Annotated in this window: 15 protein-coding genes; 9 read left to right on the top strand and 6 right to left on the bottom strand. The window is 39.0% G+C overall.

Annotation, left to right across the window (positions count from 1 at the left end; translation table 11 throughout):
* Positions 1-2 precede the first annotated feature (2 nt).
* A complete protein-coding gene (locus tag OGI71_RS08450; protein WP_282254953.1) occupies positions 3-416 on the top strand; it encodes a hypothetical protein in 414 nt (137 codons plus the stop codon).
* Positions 416-1,111, top strand: coding sequence for a (d)CMP kinase (gene cmk / locus OGI71_RS08445; RefSeq protein ID WP_282254952.1), 696 nt, complete (start codon positions 416-418; stop codon positions 1,109-1,111). The genes OGI71_RS08450 and cmk overlap by 1 nt, the downstream gene beginning before the upstream one ends.
* Positions 1,112-1,170: 59 nt before the next feature.
* Here cmk and OGI71_RS08440 read toward each other — a convergent pair whose 3' ends face one another.
* From OGI71_RS08440 to OGI71_RS08425, 4 genes are all read right to left on the bottom strand, one after another.
* Positions 1,171-1,464 (bottom strand): hypothetical protein, encoded by a 294-nt coding sequence (locus OGI71_RS08440; protein ID WP_282254951.1) that lies wholly within the window; start codon positions 1,462-1,464, stop codon positions 1,171-1,173.
* Positions 1,465-1,626: 162 nt separating this feature from the next.
* Positions 1,627-2,826, bottom strand: a complete 1,200-nt coding sequence (locus OGI71_RS08435) for a pyridoxal phosphate-dependent aminotransferase (RefSeq protein ID WP_282254949.1) — start codon at positions 2,824-2,826, stop codon at positions 1,627-1,629.
* A gap of 96 nt (positions 2,827-2,922) precedes the next feature.
* Complete coding sequence (locus OGI71_RS08430) at positions 2,923-3,297, bottom strand: DUF1573 domain-containing protein (protein ID WP_077434338.1); 375 nt, start codon at positions 3,295-3,297, stop codon at positions 2,923-2,925.
* Between the two features lie 98 nt (positions 3,298-3,395).
* Positions 3,396-4,361: a KpsF/GutQ family sugar-phosphate isomerase gene (locus tag OGI71_RS08425; protein WP_282254948.1), complete on the bottom strand. Its 966-nt coding sequence runs from the start codon at positions 4,359-4,361 to the stop codon at positions 3,396-3,398.
* A gap of 101 nt (positions 4,362-4,462) precedes the next feature.
* Between OGI71_RS08425 and recQ the strand changes: the two genes are divergently transcribed.
* The 3 genes from recQ to OGI71_RS08410 all read left to right on the top strand — a co-directional run bounded on the left by recQ (position 4,463) and on the right by OGI71_RS08410 (position 8,661).
* Positions 4,463-6,652, top strand: coding sequence for a DNA helicase RecQ (gene recQ / locus OGI71_RS08420; protein WP_282254947.1), 2,190 nt, complete (start codon positions 4,463-4,465; stop codon positions 6,650-6,652).
* An 18-nt stretch (positions 6,653-6,670) separates the two neighbouring features.
* A complete protein-coding gene (gene kdsA / locus OGI71_RS08415) occupies positions 6,671-7,486 on the top strand; it encodes a 3-deoxy-8-phosphooctulonate synthase (protein WP_046672855.1) in 816 nt (271 codons plus the stop codon).
* 80 nt (positions 7,487-7,566) lie between these two features.
* Complete coding sequence (locus OGI71_RS08410; protein ID WP_282254946.1) at positions 7,567-8,661, top strand: SGNH/GDSL hydrolase family protein; 1,095 nt, start codon at positions 7,567-7,569, stop codon at positions 8,659-8,661.
* Between the two features lie 156 nt (positions 8,662-8,817).
* Here the strand turns inward: OGI71_RS08410 and OGI71_RS08405 are convergent, their stop codons facing one another.
* Positions 8,818-10,113 (bottom strand): DEAD/DEAH box helicase, encoded by a 1,296-nt coding sequence (locus OGI71_RS08405; protein WP_282254945.1) that lies wholly within the window; start codon positions 10,111-10,113, stop codon positions 8,818-8,820.
* A 53-nt stretch (positions 10,114-10,166) separates the two neighbouring features.
* A complete protein-coding gene (locus tag OGI71_RS08400; protein WP_282254944.1) occupies positions 10,167-10,499 on the bottom strand; it encodes a multidrug efflux SMR transporter in 333 nt (110 codons plus the stop codon).
* 222 nt (positions 10,500-10,721) lie between these two features.
* Between OGI71_RS08400 and OGI71_RS08395 the strand changes: the two genes are divergently transcribed.
* The 4 genes from OGI71_RS08395 (at position 10,722) to OGI71_RS08380 (ending at position 17,043) form a co-directional block, all read left to right on the top strand.
* Positions 10,722-12,968: an ATP-binding protein gene (locus OGI71_RS08395; RefSeq protein ID WP_282254943.1), complete on the top strand. Its 2,247-nt coding sequence runs from the start codon at positions 10,722-10,724 to the stop codon at positions 12,966-12,968.
* Positions 12,969-12,981: 13 nt separating this feature from the next.
* The gene (locus tag OGI71_RS08390; protein WP_282254942.1) at positions 12,982-13,614 is read left to right on the top strand and encodes a response regulator transcription factor; all 633 of its coding nucleotides are present in this window, start codon (positions 12,982-12,984) and stop codon (positions 13,612-13,614) included.
* Between the two features lie 98 nt (positions 13,615-13,712).
* Positions 13,713-15,767 (top strand): hypothetical protein, encoded by a 2,055-nt coding sequence (locus OGI71_RS08385; protein ID WP_282254941.1) that lies wholly within the window; start codon positions 13,713-13,715, stop codon positions 15,765-15,767.
* Complete coding sequence (locus tag OGI71_RS08380; protein ID WP_282254940.1) at positions 15,760-17,043, top strand: hypothetical protein; 1,284 nt, start codon at positions 15,760-15,762, stop codon at positions 17,041-17,043. The genes OGI71_RS08385 and OGI71_RS08380 overlap by 8 nt, the downstream gene beginning before the upstream one ends.
* The last annotated feature ends 81 nt before the right edge of the window (positions 17,044-17,124 follow it).

The following is a 17,124-nucleotide window of genomic DNA, read 5'->3' as shown; positions in this document are numbered from 1 at the left end:
GGATGAAAGCAGATTTGCCAGAAAATATAGTAAAAGATATCATGATTGCTGTGGTTTTGGAGGGCGAGACCGTGGAGACTAAAAACTGGACCGTGTACGTTATTAACGATAAGAATATTGCGATACAGAATGTGCTTATCAGTTCAAAAGGGTATGGTGAAAAGGAAGGAAGACAGGTTACCACCACAACATTACGGCATTTCATCGGAAATATAGAGCCCAAATCCTTTGATCGGGTTGAAGCGATCGATGAGCAGGTGTTTGGTCTGACCAATGAATATTGGTTGAGCTTTTATATTGACAATATTATTTACGATAAAAAATATATCTTTTTACCAGAAAGCATCGTGGATGGTAACCTAACTAAGGTTCCCTTGGTCAATAAACCCGGTGTCATCATAGGAGGAAACGAATAATGAGTGGAAGACACAATTTTATTATCGCCATAGATGGCTTTTCCTCTTGTGGAAAAAGTACGCTTGCCAAAGCTTTAGCTAAAAAGCTGAAATTTGCCTTTATTGACAGCGGCGCGATGTATAGAGCAGTAACACTCTACTTTATTCGTCATAATATTGCTCTGGATGATCAAGATGCGATTGATAATGCATTAAATGATATCCATATTGATTTTATCCCAAATGCTGTCAAAACGGAGATTCACCTCAACGATGAAGATATTTCTGAAGAAATCCGTCAGATGTATATTTCTGATAAGGTCAGTGATGTAAGTGCAATTAAAGCGGTGCGAACCGCTATGGTGACACAGCAGCAAAAATTGGGTAGCCGGAGAAATATTATTATGGACGGCCGTGACATTGGTACTACCGTTTTCCCTGATGCGGATTTGAAGATCTTTATGACCGCAGATCCGAAAGTTAGGGCGGCCAGAAGATACCTGGAATTGACGGAGAAAGGGGAGGATGTCACACTCGAAGAGGTTGTTGAAAATCTTGCCAATCGGGATCGTATTGATAGTACCCGCGCTGAGAGTCCATTGCGACAAGCCGAAGATGCTATCGTATTGGATAACTCAAATTTGACTCCAGAGCAGCAGCTACATTTTGTTGAAGAGGAATATTTAAAAGTCAAAGCATCAAGAATCCAAGCATAAACGCGATATAACAAAAAATGCCGATTGAAAAATCGGCATTTTTTGTATTTTGAAGACAACTATTTTATACTATTGATTTGTTGTTGCTCCAATAACTTTTCTACATTGTTTTTCTCACCAAACTCTGCTGTCTGTTCTTGAAAAGATTCCAGAAGCGCTTTAATAGCGTCTGAATTATCCGCTGTACGTTGATAGATTTCGGGAATTGTCTTTTCAATATTCTTATCACCGAGTTCGATGTTATCAACTTCAATTTTGCCTATCTTTTCTAAAACAGCCTGTTGGCTATTTCTGACATCTTCTAATTCTCTCGCTATTTTTTCCATCAATTGGAATTTCTTCAATTTATCCATATGCAATATCTTTAGTTATACTGTAATAAGAACAATGTCGCTCGAAAGTTTGTTTTGTTTTTTTTAAAATTGGTAAGAAAACTGGCCTGGAGATATCATTGGGGCACAAAAAAAGCCAAACCCTTTTTGGGGCCGGCTTTGGTAACGTATAATCGTTGTTTTTTAATTCGTTCTTCCTGGATATACTTCTAGTGCTTTCTCCAAACAGGTCAATGCACTTTTAAGATCATTTTGATTCAGCACATAAGCAAGGCGAACCTCATTTGTTCCAGCACCTTCTGTGCTATAGAAGCCAGTTGCCGGAGCCATCATGACCGTTTCGTTATTGTAGGAAAACTCCTCCAATATCCATTGGCAGAATTTATCCGCGTTATCGATTGGTAACTTCGCAACCACATAAAAAGCACCTCCTGGATTAGGGGAATATACGCCGTCAATAGCATTTAACCCATTGACCAATGTATCTCTTCTGGCTGTATATTCTTTAGATACTGCTTCAAAGTAGCTATCCGGTGTATCAACAGCAGCTTCGCCGGCAATTTGTCCCTCCAAAGATGGACTTAAGCGCGCCTGCGCAAATTTCAATGCCGTCTGATATAATTCTTTGTTTTTGGTAATAATACACCCGATACGGGCACCACATGCTGAATAACGTTTTGAAACTGTATCAAAGATAACAACATTATTCTCGAGGCCTTCTAGGTGCATTGGAGATATAAACTCTCTACCATCATAGCAAAATTCGCGATAAGCCTCATCAGAGAACAGATAGAGATCATATTTCAGACAAAGCTCCCTTAATGCTTCTAGTTCTCCTCTCGAATAAAGATAGCCTGTCGGATTGTTGGGATTACAGATGCAGATTGCTTTGGTTTTCTCGGTAATTACTTTCTCAAATTCAGCAATAGAAGGTAGTGCAAATCCACTTTCAATGTAAGACATGATCGGTTTGATCACAATGTCCGATGAACAGGCAAAACCATTGTAGTTTGCATAAAACGGTTCCGGGATAATCACTTCCTCACCTTCATTTAAGCAGGCTTGCATGGTGATTGTGATTGCCTCTGAGCCACCATTGGTTACCAGGATGTCAGTAGGTTCAATATTGTAGTTTAGCTTATTATAATACTCGGCTAATTTTTTTCGGTAGGAGGCGGTACCTTCAGAAGGTGTATAAGCCCATACTTTGAAATCAATATTTTTCAAAGCATTAAGCATAATTTCAGGTGTTTGGATATCTGGTTGCCCGATATTTAAGTGGTATATTTTTTTACCTTCTTTTTTTGCTTGATCAGCATAAGGCGTCAGTTTTCTGATGGGTGACGCAGGCATATTTAGCCCTTTTTCTGATATTACTGGCATTATAGTTTTTTTAAAATTAGTTGTGCAAAGCTAACCAAAATAAAACGAAAAAAGCCACATCAGGATGTGGCTTTTTTCGTTTTATCTGTCGGATTTTTATTCCACAATCCCTTTAATATAAAGTGTCTTTACAGGTGTTTTCGTATTCGATTGTACCGTAAAACTTTTGGTAAATGGTGCCTTAGCCGCAGCGTTATACGTTACCTTGATTGTTCCTGTTTCTCCCGGTTTTATGGGGGTTTTAGTGAACTCGGCCACCGAACAGCCACAAGTAGGGACTACGTTCGAAATGATAATAGGCTCACTGCCTGTGTTTGAAAATTTAAAATTATACGATACAGGTGTTCCAGCCGGAATCTTGCCGAAATCATGTGTTTCTTTTTCAAATTTAAATTCCCCTTGTCCAGCTTGCATAGACGAAAAACCGATAAAGGAAATGATCACTGCTAAAATTGTTATATACTTTTTCATGCTTCTAAGATATTACTTTGTGATTAAACTAGTACAACTGATATGCCAAATGTAATATTTATTGTCAATTTATTACACATCTAACAACTTTATTACAGTTAGATTATACCCTCTTTAAGCAGATCCTGTATATGGATAACCCCATCGTAGTTCCCTTGATCTGATACCAATAACTGCGTGATGTTGTTTTCCCGCATGATATGGAGAGCATTCGCTGCAAGTTCATTTTTATCGATCACCTTTGGTGATTTGCCCATAATTTCTGCGGCATTGATCGCAGCAAGGTCAGTGTGTCTTTCGAGCATGCGACGGATATCCCCATCGGTGATAATACCCTGGATTTGTGTGCCGTTTAAGACTGCTACTGCTCCCAGTCTGAAATGTGTGATTGTGATGATGATATCTCTGACGTTGGCATCCAATTGCACGCTAGGTTTACCATTTTGATCGGATAAGTCAGCCACTTTTAAGTAGAGCTTTTTGCCCAGGGCACCACCAGGGTGGTACTTGGCAAAATCCTGGTCCGTAAAATCACGACATTCCTGTAGCGCGACAGCTAGTGCATCGCCCATGGCTAGTTGCGCTGTCGTGCTTGAGGTTGGTGCCAAATTATTTGGACAAGCTTCTTTCTCAACAGTGGTGTTCAGTATGTGGTCTGCATTTTTTGCCAAGTAGGACGCTGTGTTGCCAACCAAAGCCACCAAAGTATTTTTGGTTTGTTTTAGAAATGGGACCAAAACTTTAATTTCAGGTGTATTGCCGCTTTTGGATATGGCAATAATTAAATCATGCTGTTGGATAATACCCAGATCCCCATGGATGGCATCAGCTGCATGCATAAATATTGACGGTGTCCCTGTCGAATTTAATGTTGCAACAATCTTTTGCGCAATAATGGCACTTTTTCCGATACCTGTGACGATTACCCGTCCCTGAAGATGCAGGATTTTATTTATTACGGTAACAAAATCATCATCAATATATTGAGCCAGAGCAGCTACTGCTTTGGCTTCTTCTTGAATAGCTTGAATAGCTATATTTTTTATTTCGTAGTTGTTTTTCACAAAAAATACTCTTACTTTTATGTATTAGAATAGATTGCAAAAATAGATTATTTTTCAGGATTATTTCTTCATTTATCTATCTTATTTTTGCCCAAGGCGCAATGGAAATAGAAAAATCACTTTTCGACAATTTACAGGATTTTTTTGGTTTTGATACTTTTAAAGGAGATCAAGAGGCTATTATAACCAGCATTCTTCAAAAGAAGGATACGTTTGTTATTATGCCAACCGGGGGAGGGAAATCAATTTGTTATCAACTGCCAGCACTCATGAGTGAGGGAACCGCAATTGTAATTTCCCCGTTGATTGCTTTAATGAAAAATCAAGTAGATCAACTTCGCGCGTTCGGCGGCGAAGATAGTATCGCTCATTTTTTAAACTCCTCACTGAACAAGAGTGAAATCACCCGTGTAAAGGAAGATGTGCTTGCAGGAAAGACCAAGTTACTCTATGTAGCTCCAGAATCACTTGCTAAGCAAGATAATGTGGAGTTCCTGCATCAGATTACAGTGTCTTTTGTTGCCGTAGATGAAGCACATTGTATTTCAGAATGGGGACATGATTTTAGACCGGAATACCGTAAAATACGTCAAGTTATCAATGAGATAGGCGCTAATATTCCAATTATTGCGTTGACAGCAACAGCGACGCCAAAAGTGCAATCTGATATCCGTAAAAACTTACAGATGAATGATGCCGTGCTATTCAAATCATCATTCAATCGGAGCAATTTATACTATGAGGTACGTCCCAAAAAAGACGTGGTCAAAGAAATTGTGCGCTTTATCAAGACAAAACCAGGTAAAACTGGTATTGTCTATTGCTTGAGCAGAAAGAAAGTTGAAGAAATAAGCGAGGTGTTGAACCTGAACGGTATTCAAGCGCTGCCCTACCATGCAGGCCTTGATGCTAAAACAAGGGCTGATACGCAAGATAAATTTTTGATGGAGGATGTAGAAGTGATTGTCGCGACAATCGCGTTTGGTATGGGGATTGACAAACCGGATGTCCGTTATGTTATCCACCATGATATTCCGAAATCCATGGAAGGCTACTACCAGGAAACTGGGCGTGCTGGCCGTGATGGGGGCGATGGTTATTGTTTGGCTTTCTATTCGGAGAAAGATGTTGAAAAGCTGACAAAATTCATGAAAGACAAACCTGTGGCCGAACGCGAGATCGGTACACAGATACTGAAAGAAGTCATCGATTATTCCGAATCTGCAGTCTGTCGTCGTAAGCAGATTCTTCATTATTTTGGGGAAAACTTTGACGAACAGGGCTGTAGTAATATGTGCGATAATTGCCGTTCGGAAAAAGAATATTTTGAAGCCGAGGAATCCCTAAAAGATGTACTGGGCTTTATTAAAGAACAGGGTGAAAAATTTGACGATCACCATGTGATTAACGTGATGATCGGGCAGAACAATCAACCTGTATCTTCCTATAAACATGACGAGCACCGTCTATTTGGTTCAGGGAAGGAAAAAGGTACCATCTATTGGAAATCGCTGTTACGCCAAGCCGTATTGGACAACTTTGTTGAGAAAGATATTGATCACTATGGTTTGCTGAAATTAACGGATATTGGTCGGAATTATATAGACAATCCTTACCAGTTAAAATTTGTTTTAAACCGTCCTATCGAAAGTGCAGAAAGTACTGCTGGAGACGAGGCTGGTCATGGAACTGGAGCACTCGACACGACCTTGCTGGGTATGCTTAAAGATTTGCGTAAAAAGATCGCTAAGAGTAAGTCATTGCCACCATTTGTGATCTTCCAAGATCCTTCCTTAGAGGAAATGTGTACACATTATCCAGTTAATATCGACGAATTAAAACAGATTCAAGGGGTAGGGAATGGTAAGGCGATTAAATTTGGTGCTTCCTTTATTGCGCTGATCAAGGACTATGTGGAGGAAAATGAAATCGACAGGCCTGTAGATCTGGTCATCAAAAGTACAGCAAATAAATCTGCGCTGAAGGTGGCTATCATCCAAAATATTGACCGCAAGATTGCGCTGGATGATATTGCAGCAGCGAAGGGGATTACCTACGAGGAAATATTAAAGGAAATTGAAACGATCGTTAATGCCGGTACCAAGATAAATATCAATTATTTTATTGACGAAATTATTGATGAAGATCGTCAGGACGAAGTGTACGATTACTTTAAAACAGCTGAAACTGACTCGATCAACGACGCGCTTAAGGAATTAGGAGGTGACGATTATAGTTTTGAAGACCTTCAATTGATGCGTATCAAATTTTTATCGGAATTGGGTAATTAAAATTTTTATATAATTCATATGATCAACAAATACATTCCTGAAATAAAGAATGGAACTTCGCAGAATTTCTTTTTAATGGCAGGGCCATGTGCAATTGAGGGAGAAGAAATCGCTTTGCGGATTGCTGAAAAGATTGTTACTATTACAGATAAACTCAATATCCCTTATATTTTTAAAGGTTCATACCGTAAGGCCAACCGATCTCGTTTGGATTCTTTTATGGGTATAGGGGATGAAAAAGCGCTGAAAATTTTGGAAAAAGTAGGGAAGACCTTCGGCGTTCCTACGGTAACAGATATACATGAAAGCCATGAAGCGGAAATGGCCGCAGCTTATGTAGATGTTCTTCAAATTCCAGCATTTTTATGTAGACAAACGGATTTATTGGTCGCTGCAGCAAAAACTAATAAAGTCGTTAACGTAAAAAAAGGACAGTTTTTAAGTGCAGGATCCATGAAGTTTGCAGTAGATAAGATTGTCGAGTCTGGTAATGAAAAGGTATTTTTGACCGATCGTGGTAATACATTTGGCTACCAGGATCTGATCGTTGACTATCGAGGGATTCCCGAAATGCGTTCCTTTAATGTACCGACTGTGATGGATTGTACACATTCACTTCAGCAACCAAATCAGACTTCAGGAGTAACAGGTGGAAAGCCTGCACTGATCGAAACAATAGCCAAAGCGGCGATTGCTGTTGGGGCCGATGGTCTATTTATCGAAACCCATCCTGATCCTGCAAATGCAAAATCTGATGGCGCAAATATGTTGCACCTTGATCTGCTTGAAGGATTGATGGAAAAACTAGTACGTGTAAGACAAGCTATTTTATAGTATAATAAATAAATCGTAATAAAAAGGAGCCAATTAGGCTCCTTTTTTTAATCAATTCAAATTCAAACCTAAAGTATCGTATGTTTTCAAAAGTTTCTCTCATGGCACTGATGCTGTTCTCACTTTCGATTGTCAAAGGACAGCAAAATTATACCTGGTTTTCGCCCCTTGACGATAAACATGTAGAAGGCCGGCTCGACAATCAGAAGCTTACAGCCTTTGGTCGACTACCGGATGAGCTGGAAAAGCAGGTGCGCAAACCGGTTTGGGAACTGGGACAAAATTCTGCTGGACTCTATATCGATTTTCAGACATCAGCTTCGGAAATTACAGTTCAATATCAAGTTGCAGGTGGATTGAATATGCCCCATATGCCTACTACCGGTGTCAGTGGACTGGATCTTTATGGCTATGATACAACACATAAAGTTTGGAAATGGGCTTACGGTAGTTATGATTTTTCAGACACGATTTCTTATACCTGGAAGCATATAGGTAAGAATAATAACTTTAACTATCGTTTGTATCTTCCTTTGTATAACGCGGTTAAATGGTTGAGTATTGGTGTGCCTAATGATGCGAAGTTAACATATACACATACCGCTACCCTGAAACCTATTGTGGTCTATGGTACTTCTATAGGACAAGGGGCATGTACCAGCCGGCCAGGTCTTGTTTGGACAAGCCAGGTAGGTAGAGCTGTTAATAACGAGATTCTGAATTTATGTTTTTCAGGTAACGGTCGTCTTGAACAGCCTATCCTAAATGTAATGAATCAGGTGGACGCAGCATGCTATATTTTGGATTGTATTCCGAATCTTGCGATTACTAAATCACTCAGCGAAAAACAATTGGATTCGCTATTGGTCAATGCGGTTACATTTTTAAGAAAAGAACACCCGACAACACCGATCATATTGACACAGCATAGTTCTGGAAATATCAATACCGTATTTAACGAAGACAAAAATAAAGAATATCAGCAAAGTAGCCGGGTATTGAAAACAACCTACGAGAAATTACAGTCAAAAGGGGTTCGGCAGATTTTTATGCTATCGAGTGGGGAACTGGGGCTGGACTTAAACTCAACAGTAGATTATGCACACCCAAATGATCAGGGGATGGAACATATCGCAAATGCGTATATCAAGTTGTTAAAAAAGGTGCTGAAATAGAGCTATTATACTTTCTCACAAGCGCCTAGCTTTGAAAATTGGCTGGAGTTTTTTTGCCAATAAACTGAGCGTAGTGAGATCACTGACATGTTACGGAATCAATAAAAAGCAGACATTTTAATAAAAAAAGGGAAGTTTAAACTTCCCTTTTTTTATTTATTTCTTTTTCAATTTCATCGTCATTTTTGCTTTTTCACCACCTCCATAATTGAAAGTTTTGGCGTTACTTTCCTTCTTTTGGTGAAAAGCTCCACCACGGGAACTATCTTCTTGTTCCTCCTTGGTTGATTTTTTCTTTTTATCACTTGTAGGATTGTAAATCTGCAGATCCTCCGGAAGATCCAGTACATCCATTCGCTTACCCACAGCCTGTTCTATTTTTCTGACCATAGGGAGTTCCAGATCGGTCGTAAATGTCAATACCACGGAGTCCTCATTTTCGTCATTTTTGACTAAATGGTTTAAAAATTCCTCTTTTTCATTTGGCAATTCAAATTGAAAAATAAAAGGAATATTTGCGACATCAACTGCATTGGTATTTTCCCGGGCAATAATCAAAACACGAGTTTGCTCACTTTCTATAAAGTCTGCTGTTGTTTCAAAGCCAAAATCATCATAAAATAGTGGATTTAGAATAGCGATTTCCTCTTTCCCTTGTTGAAATAGGCTAGTAGCAAGCTTTTGTGCTGTAAGCTTTGAATTTACAAAAACAATCACTTTTTGAAAAACCTCTTTATCTTGTAGAAGGTAATTCAGTAGATTGATTTTTGTGGTGAAATTGGGAAGATGGTACAATAAAAGATCTAAAGTGTCAATGGTTTTATTCTCCAATTCATCCACTTCGATCAAAGCATAATCCTCATTTAAATGCTTGTCAATCATGTCATACAGCTTCTGATGTTCAACAGTGCTGAAGACCAGGTGTTGTACTTTACCACAACTTTCTGCTAATTCTCTTACAGGATTTTGCATGCCCTGTTTGATGATTTCTTCTGCATCATCTATAATTAATGTTTGGATACGGTTTAGATTGAGGGCTAATTTGAGATAGATTGCCCGTGCACGGTTCGGTGTTGCAACTACAATGTCCTTTCCAGCAACTAATTCTTCTATTTCTTCTTCCATACTTCCCCCTGCACGTAATCCAATAATACGAAGATCTCTATTTTTGCTTAGTTGGTAAAATTTTTCAACGATCTCGTCGATGCGTTCTTCATTGGGAGCCAAGATTAAAAACTTAGGTGCCTCATCATCCGTGAATTTTAATTTCATCAAGGTAAATAATACATAAGTTGTGGTCTTGCCCGCTCCTTCAGGAGCAATCGCAATAACATCCTGTCCGCCAAGAATTCTGGAAATACACCTACTCTGAACTTCCTTTGGAGCCAAATAACCGAGCTCGGTCATCGTAGCAGTCAATCTTTTGCTTAGTTTTAGTTTCTCTAACGACACGTATCCTTTAGTTTATGTAAGTTGCAAAAATACACATTTAGTTTTTAGATCAGCTAATGTGCACCCATTTTTGAAAAGACATTGATAATAATTACCCCAGCGACGATCAATATCATTCCGATCACTGCTGGAGTGTCAGGAATCTGTTTAAACAAAATCATGCCTATCAATGTAATGGCAACAATACCAACCCCCGACCAGATTGCATAGGATATTCCGACAGGAAGGTATTTCAATGTGATGCTCAGGAAATAAAAAGCGATAATGTAACCAATGATACAGATGGCGGTAGGTTTCCATAAGGTAAACCCCTCAGATTTCTTTAGGAAAGTCGTAGCGAAAATTTCTGCCGCAATAGCAAGAAACAAGTATAAATATTTTATCATTATCGAGTCTTTTCTGATCTAGTGAAGTACTGTATGCAAAGCTACACTTTTTGCTATTCACTTTGCCTCAATGGTATTGTATTTAGGAGATTGCAGCTATTGAGTTGGTACAAATACAGCGCTTGTACAGCGATCAGGGTAATTTTGACGGTAATTATAATTGTTTATAATGGTAAATTTATCTAAGTTTGACCAATCCACTAATGGGAATTAACAGACTTTATGAGGTATATTCGTTTTTTTTTAAAAACCTTTATTATATGCTTAGTTTTTCTATTCTCTTGCTGTCAGCTGTATGCCCAAGAACAGTTGCAGGAGCTACAGAAATCATACTACAATCTTCCATTGGGGAGTAAGGAACGGTTTCTGTTGACCGGAAAATATGCGCAGGCGCTATATTTCGCCAATGAGAAAGCATTGGCAAGTCAGTTGCTCAATGATAATATTCAATTGGCCAAAAATTACCCCGACAAACAATACTATGCCTATTTAAATTGCATCGCGGCAATGAATAGTTATAACGATCGCCTCTTTGAGAAATCGCGTTTTTACCTGGAACATGCAAAGTCTGTTCTTCCCATAATCAATGATAACGGTATCAAGGGATATATTCATTATTGTGATGGCTGGATTATGACAAGACAGAATAAGGAGGATCAGGCTGTTTCCCAGTTTCATAAAGCAATTTCTTTTTTGGAAAAAGCCCCCCAGACAGATGCGAATATAGCCCGTAAATTGGCGATATATAAAGAATTGACGGCTATTTATGCCAATCAGCGGAATTACGAATTTCAGGAGAAGTACACGAACCTTTTATTGGAGACAGCGAAAGCAGGTCAGAATACGAATAGTTTATTTGATGCCTATATGCAAGCTGGTTACCTATTTGAGGAGGAATATCGGTCAAACCGAACAGATCAGCAACTTTTGAAGAAAGCCGAAGAACATTATCTGGAAGCTTACCGAATAGCAAAAACTAATCAGAAAAATCTTATTAATCCGACAGATATGGCCTATGTCTCGGTGAATCTAGCTAATCTGTATCATGAATTTTATCCGGAGAATGGTAGTAAAAAGGCGATTTCATTTGCCCAACAGGCCTTGGAAATTGCACAGGAAACAGGACAATATGCCATCTCTGTTCCAGCCTATGGTGTATTGGCTGACGAGGCATTTAAAAGCGGCTATCGGGATCAGGGCAAAAAGTATCTGCAACAAGCGCTTTACAACCTGCAGCGAGAGCCACATTATGATTATCAGATGGGATTAAGTCTTTTTAGTAGACTGGCTGAAGTGAGTGTCGAAGAGGGAAAATACGAAGAGGCATTTCAATATCAAAAAAGTTATATTAATGTTTTCGAGGAGGCATTCAACTCGGATAAATTGGATAAAACCAAACAACTTGAAATAAAATATGAACGGGAACTGCAAAACCAAAAATTAATGCGTCTTCGTTTAGAGGGGGAGAAAAAGGGACAGCAGATCAAATTGATGAAAGCGCTTAATGACCGACAGAATCAATTGGTTGAAAATTTAAAATTAAACGAACTAAACCGTACCCAACAGTTGAAAGTACTTCAGCTTGAGCGTGACAAAAAGGAACAGGACTTGCAATTAAGCCGCTTGGAGAATGAACAACGATTACAGGAACTTGATGTTTCCAAGCAGGAGATTGCCTTTAAATCACGCATGAATTCAATTTATATCTGGTTATTTATTAGCTGTTTAATCGCTGTCATCTTATTGTTTTATGCCTACTGGCAACGTTCCAAGACACTAAAGCAAAAGGAACACATGCATGGACTTGAAATCGAAAAAAATAATCAGCAACATGCCATCAAAAATCTGACGGCGATGTTGGCAGGGGAAGAGAAGGAGCGGACACGTCTGGCTAGAGACCTGCACGATGGCTTAGGAGGATTACTGTCAAGTACGAAATTGGGCTTATCCTCAATTAGCGATGGGGACACCGAACAGCCTTCAGTTAAGAATGGTATTACGCGGAGTATCGAACTGCTGGATGATGCTGTGGATGAATTGCGTCGACTTGCACATAACCTGATGCCAGACCTAATTGTCAAATATGGTCTAGAGGAAGCCTTAAAGGATTATGCCGCACGGATGAGTCAACCGAATTGTCAGGTAGAAAGTGAATTTATCCAATTTGAATCAAAATTAAGTGTAGAACATCAGATTTCCTTATATAGAATAATCCAAGAACTGGTAAACAATGCATTGAAGCATGCCGCAGCAAGCAATATCTTCATACAACTTTCTGTATATAATGAACGTTTACATATTACTATTGAAGATGATGGCAAGGGATTTGATACCGAAAAGATAGATTTACAACATTCTGCAGGCATGCACAATATACAGTCAAGACTTTCTTTTCTACATGGCGACATGAAGGTTATATCCGCCATCGGCGAAGGAACTACCATAGAAATTGAAATGCCTGTTGTTTAATTAATAACTTAAGATGATAAAGATAGCGATTACAGACGATCACCCGCTGTTGTTGGAGGGATTAAAAAATATTATCAATTCCCACGAAGATTTTGAAGTTGTGGGTATGTATGCAAGTGCAGCAGAACTATTTAAAAACATTGTAGCAGATGCACCGCTTGTATTGTTATTGGATATCAATCTTCCCGATGCAAATGGAATAGATCTAGTCAAGGGGCTGAAAGAAGCCCATAAAGAGCTGAAAATAGTAGCCTTTAGTGTGCATAATGAATTGGCGGTTATCAATAGTATTTTGAATGAGGGGGCAGATGCTTATCTTCAAAAAAATGCCACCGGCAATGAAATCATTACCGCCATATCCGATGTTTTGGTGGGCAAGCGGTACATCTGTGAGAAAACCCAAGTTATACTCAATAAGAAAACAGATGCCGGACTGAAACAAGTTCCCAAGCTTACACGTCGTGAAAAGGAGATATTGACCTTTGTGGCCAAAGGACTGACGACCAATCAGATTGCCGAATCCCTGTTTATTAGTTCCCATACTGTGGAGAGCCATCGTAAAAACTTAATGGAAAAATTTCAGACGAAAAGTGTAACTGCGGCGGTCAAATCCGCTATAGAATATGGTTTGATACGTGAAGCTTAGTAGAAATCTGTGAATTACCTGAATTCAGGGATGAGAATAGCCTATTGCATTTGATACATTTGATGCTATAGATAAATAAGAGAAAGCATCAAATGTATATGGTTATATCAGCTAGTTTATTAGGTCGTCCGGGAAGAAAATTGCTTCCCTATTGTTTTGGCGTTATGTTGTCTTTGGGTTTTGGTTCGGTGCAAGCGCAGGGATTTGACACCAAAATACCTGATGGATCGAATACAGTAGTGGCTATTAATCTGGCTAAAGTCGTTGAATACGCAGAAGCTTCCACATTGAATAAGTTGCTGGATCGGATTGGTTTTTTTAAATATTTTGAAAAGAAGGGTATTGACCTGCAAAAGGATTTCCAGCAGACAGGAGTTGATTCGAAGGGAATGGCTATATACTACAGGAATGATAGGGATAGCTTGCTATACGGAGAGTTGATTGTCCCGATCAATGCTGTCAGCCGCTTTGAAAAGTTGTTGAATATGAAGGGGACTTCGCTTCCTGCCTTGAACGGCTATAGCCGATTTAGAACCGCGGATGGTCAATTGCTCGCTTGGAATGCAAAGGAGTTTAGAATTTTAAAAGGTGAGGTTGGTACGACCTATCTTGCCAACGATTCTACTGCCGCAATATATGGGATCGAAAATATAGATTATGCCGCCGCTGCAGTATCTGCCGCCACTGCGGCAGCAGATGAGGCCGAGGCAGCAGCTAATTGTGCTGATTCTGTACCAATGGATTCTACAACGATGGAATGGGATGCATTTGATTTTGATACATTAAAAGCTGAGGTAAAGCAAGAGGAGGGAGAATCTTTGGACGTCTATGCCAGTGTAACCGAGGCTGATACTAGTGCCTATGAAAATCATATCAACTATGATTCACTTGATACCGCTTTCGAGGAGGTGAATAGACGAAATGATTCTATTAAGAATATATTATTGGAAAAATGGTTACTGCGTGAGCAGGAGCAGTTATTGAACAGTAACTATCCAAATATAACTGCACAAGAGCAGGCGCATTTTCTGAAGAATGTGGATATTGCACGTGTATGGCTACCCAAAGTTGAAGGTCTCTATGACGGACTTCGTTCTGTACGTTCCATGGTAGATGCGTATTATCATACAAGCAGTTTCTCTTTGGAAAATGACTATAAGGACATGTTTTTTGACTTGACGCAACAGGGAAATAAAATTACGCTTAAAACCGGTGTAACCCTGGGCAAAGATTTAGTGAAACTGACTAAACAATTGTATGCAAGGAAGCCAAATCCGAAGTTTGCAAAGTATTTAACAGAGGAAACTTTAGGTTATTTTAATGTCAATGTGAATACCGAAGCTTACCTAAAGGAAATACCGGCATTTTTCACAAAAAACCTGAAAAAATATTTTGGAAAAGAGAATGAGGTACTTGAGCTGATGGCTCTTGGACTTGAAGTTGCACTGGATGAAAAAGCTGTTGCCAAAATAATGCCCGGGGACAATTTGGTCGTTGTCAATGGAATTACTAATCTGAAGGTCGACTATGTTGATTACGACTATGATGATAATTATGACTTAAAGGAAGTTAATAAGACAAAGGAGGAGAAGGTAGTATCTTTTATCTGGATGTTTACATCCGAAGATCAAAGGATTATCAAAAAGGCATTGGATGTCGCGGTATCAAAGTCTGATGCAAGCTTTGCGGGAGGGATCTATAAAATCAAACAAGGCAATGGCAAAGATTTTCCTTTATACCTGCTGTTCAATGAAGATCTAGTGATGATCAGTAACGATAGCCTACAGTTAAATAAAATTTTGCACAAGGATAACTATCCGACCAAGCCCAATAAATCTTTTGCTAAACTTATGAAAGTAAGTAAATTTTCTGCGGCTTTCCAAACAAAGAAAATACCAGCGCTGACAAAAGATCTAAATCTCGTATTGGGCAATAGCTGGCGATCTACATTAGCAGAATTGAATAATTATGGTAATTTTACCTTGAGTTCTAAAGGAATTGTGGGCGATAAACTGGAAACTGATTTGCAACTTGAACTGCCAGCAAACGCAAACAATGGCTTACAGTTTATGATCAACCAACTGCTTGATGGCATTGTGCCGGATGAACAACCTGAACTGGACAACCCAATTGATATAACTGACAATGATTAAAAAAGGAATAATTTGGACTTTAGGTATTATCGTAGGATTAGTGATAATAGGCTGTGGCATTTACATCATTCGACAACAGCAGTCGTATAAGTCTGTAGTCCATAAAAAGAGTAAGGCTTTATTGACGATTTCTCTGGATGATATCCTATTGAATCAATTTTTCGATAAATGGCAAACTGCACCGAAAGGAGGGCAGGACTTTGCTAAAAAATTGACTAAGCTAAAAGACAATGGAATAGATATCAAGGCCAATGTATTCCTTTTTTCTCTGGAAGACACGACAAATAACTTTTATGCTTTTTTTGATTTGAAAGATGAGAAGCAATTTCTGACATTCTTAAAAGAGGGGCTGGAAGTTGATTCCATTGAAAATAATGTCGCTCCGGGAGTAAATTATGCTTATCAGGATACAAATAAAATTGCATTTGTTTGGAAGGGTAACACCGTGTTGGTGGGACTGGGTTTTAATCTCGATAAAAAGAAGGATGAAATGATCCAGTTGATCCAGTCGGATACAGAGCGGGTATCTATTGAGAGTTTCATCAATCACCCGAGCGAACTAACCCGTAAATCATTGCGTTATAGTGCTATTTCTTCCAAAAATTTTATTGAATTTGACCTGAAAGGTAGCCGTATTGAGATCGCAGGTGAACTCCAATCTGATACTTGGAATTTTCCACAGGAATATCTCGTCCGGGAATTGGTAAACGAAAATTACATCAGCAAAGGCTGGATCAATTTTCCAAACGAACGATTAAAGACAGCTTTAAAAGACATGCTTGTTGATCTTCCGATTTCGGCAGACTCGATTATGGCCCATGCGAATGGGAATTACGTTGATATCGAAGTTTTAAAAAATCAGGTCGTACAGACAGATACCATTATTAATTATGCGGTGAATGACAATTTTGAAACAGTAGAGGAAAAAACAGCCTATGAAAGTAAAGTGCCAAATGTTCGGTTTGGAATTCGGGGGGATGAGAGCTTACCTAAATTTCTCCCCAATAAGTTGTTTTACCAGTGGTTTCAGAAAAATGATGGTCAATTTAGTATATTATCGACGGCTTCAACGATAGACAAGATGCAGGCAAAATATACGAAAACCAATAGTCTTTCACATGTCGCAATTCATCTTGTGGATTGGCCGAATGCTTTAAAAGTCACTCCGATTTTAATGTTGAAGGCGATCGCTTCGGATATGGATCTTACCTTAAAAGTCGCGGGCGCCAATCAGCTTGTTTTTCAGGGGACTATTTGGGATTATTCGCATGAATAATAGGGTTGCGCCACACTAGTATTCCGCTGTTTCTTTGTAAATCCAAAAACATTCTTTACCGGAAGGTGGTTTATTCTTATT

The sequence above is a fragment of the Sphingobacterium sp. ML3W genome, assembly GCF_029542085.1.
Classification (GTDB): domain Bacteria; phylum Bacteroidota; class Bacteroidia; order Sphingobacteriales; family Sphingobacteriaceae; genus Sphingobacterium.
The sequence above is the reverse complement of the archived record's forward strand: the minus strand, read 5'-3'. Positions and strand labels throughout refer to the sequence as shown.

Bases quoted from the DNA above. Each gene is read 5' to 3' on its own strand.
- OGI71_RS08450 (WP_282254953.1), top strand. From the start codon at position 3: ATGAAAGCAGATTTGCCAGAAAATATAGTAAAAGATATCATGATTGCT.
- cmk (WP_282254952.1), top strand. From the start codon at position 416: ATGAGTGGAAGACACAATTTTATTATCGCCATAGATGGCTTTTCCTCT.
- OGI71_RS08440 (WP_282254951.1), bottom strand. From the start codon at position 1,464: ATGGATAAATTGAAGAAATTCCAATTGATGGAAAAAATAGCGAGAGAA.
- OGI71_RS08435 (WP_282254949.1), bottom strand. From the start codon at position 2,826: ATGCCAGTAATATCAGAAAAAGGGCTAAATATGCCTGCGTCACCCATC.
- OGI71_RS08430 (WP_077434338.1), bottom strand. From the start codon at position 3,297: ATGAAAAAGTATATAACAATTTTAGCAGTGATCATTTCCTTTATCGGT.
- recQ (WP_282254947.1), top strand. From the start codon at position 4,463: ATGGAAATAGAAAAATCACTTTTCGACAATTTACAGGATTTTTTTGGT.
- kdsA (WP_046672855.1), top strand. From the start codon at position 6,671: ATGATCAACAAATACATTCCTGAAATAAAGAATGGAACTTCGCAGAAT.
- OGI71_RS08410 (WP_282254946.1), top strand. From the start codon at position 7,567: ATGTTTTCAAAAGTTTCTCTCATGGCACTGATGCTGTTCTCACTTTCG.
- OGI71_RS08400 (WP_282254944.1), bottom strand. From the start codon at position 10,499: ATGATAAAATATTTATACTTGTTTCTTGCTATTGCGGCAGAAATTTTC.
- OGI71_RS08395 (WP_282254943.1), top strand. From the start codon at position 10,722: ATGAGGTATATTCGTTTTTTTTTAAAAACCTTTATTATATGCTTAGTT.
- OGI71_RS08390 (WP_282254942.1), top strand. From the start codon at position 12,982: ATGATAAAGATAGCGATTACAGACGATCACCCGCTGTTGTTGGAGGGA.
- OGI71_RS08385 (WP_282254941.1), top strand. From the start codon at position 13,713: ATGGTTATATCAGCTAGTTTATTAGGTCGTCCGGGAAGAAAATTGCTT.
- OGI71_RS08380 (WP_282254940.1), top strand. From the start codon at position 15,760: ATGATTAAAAAAGGAATAATTTGGACTTTAGGTATTATCGTAGGATTA.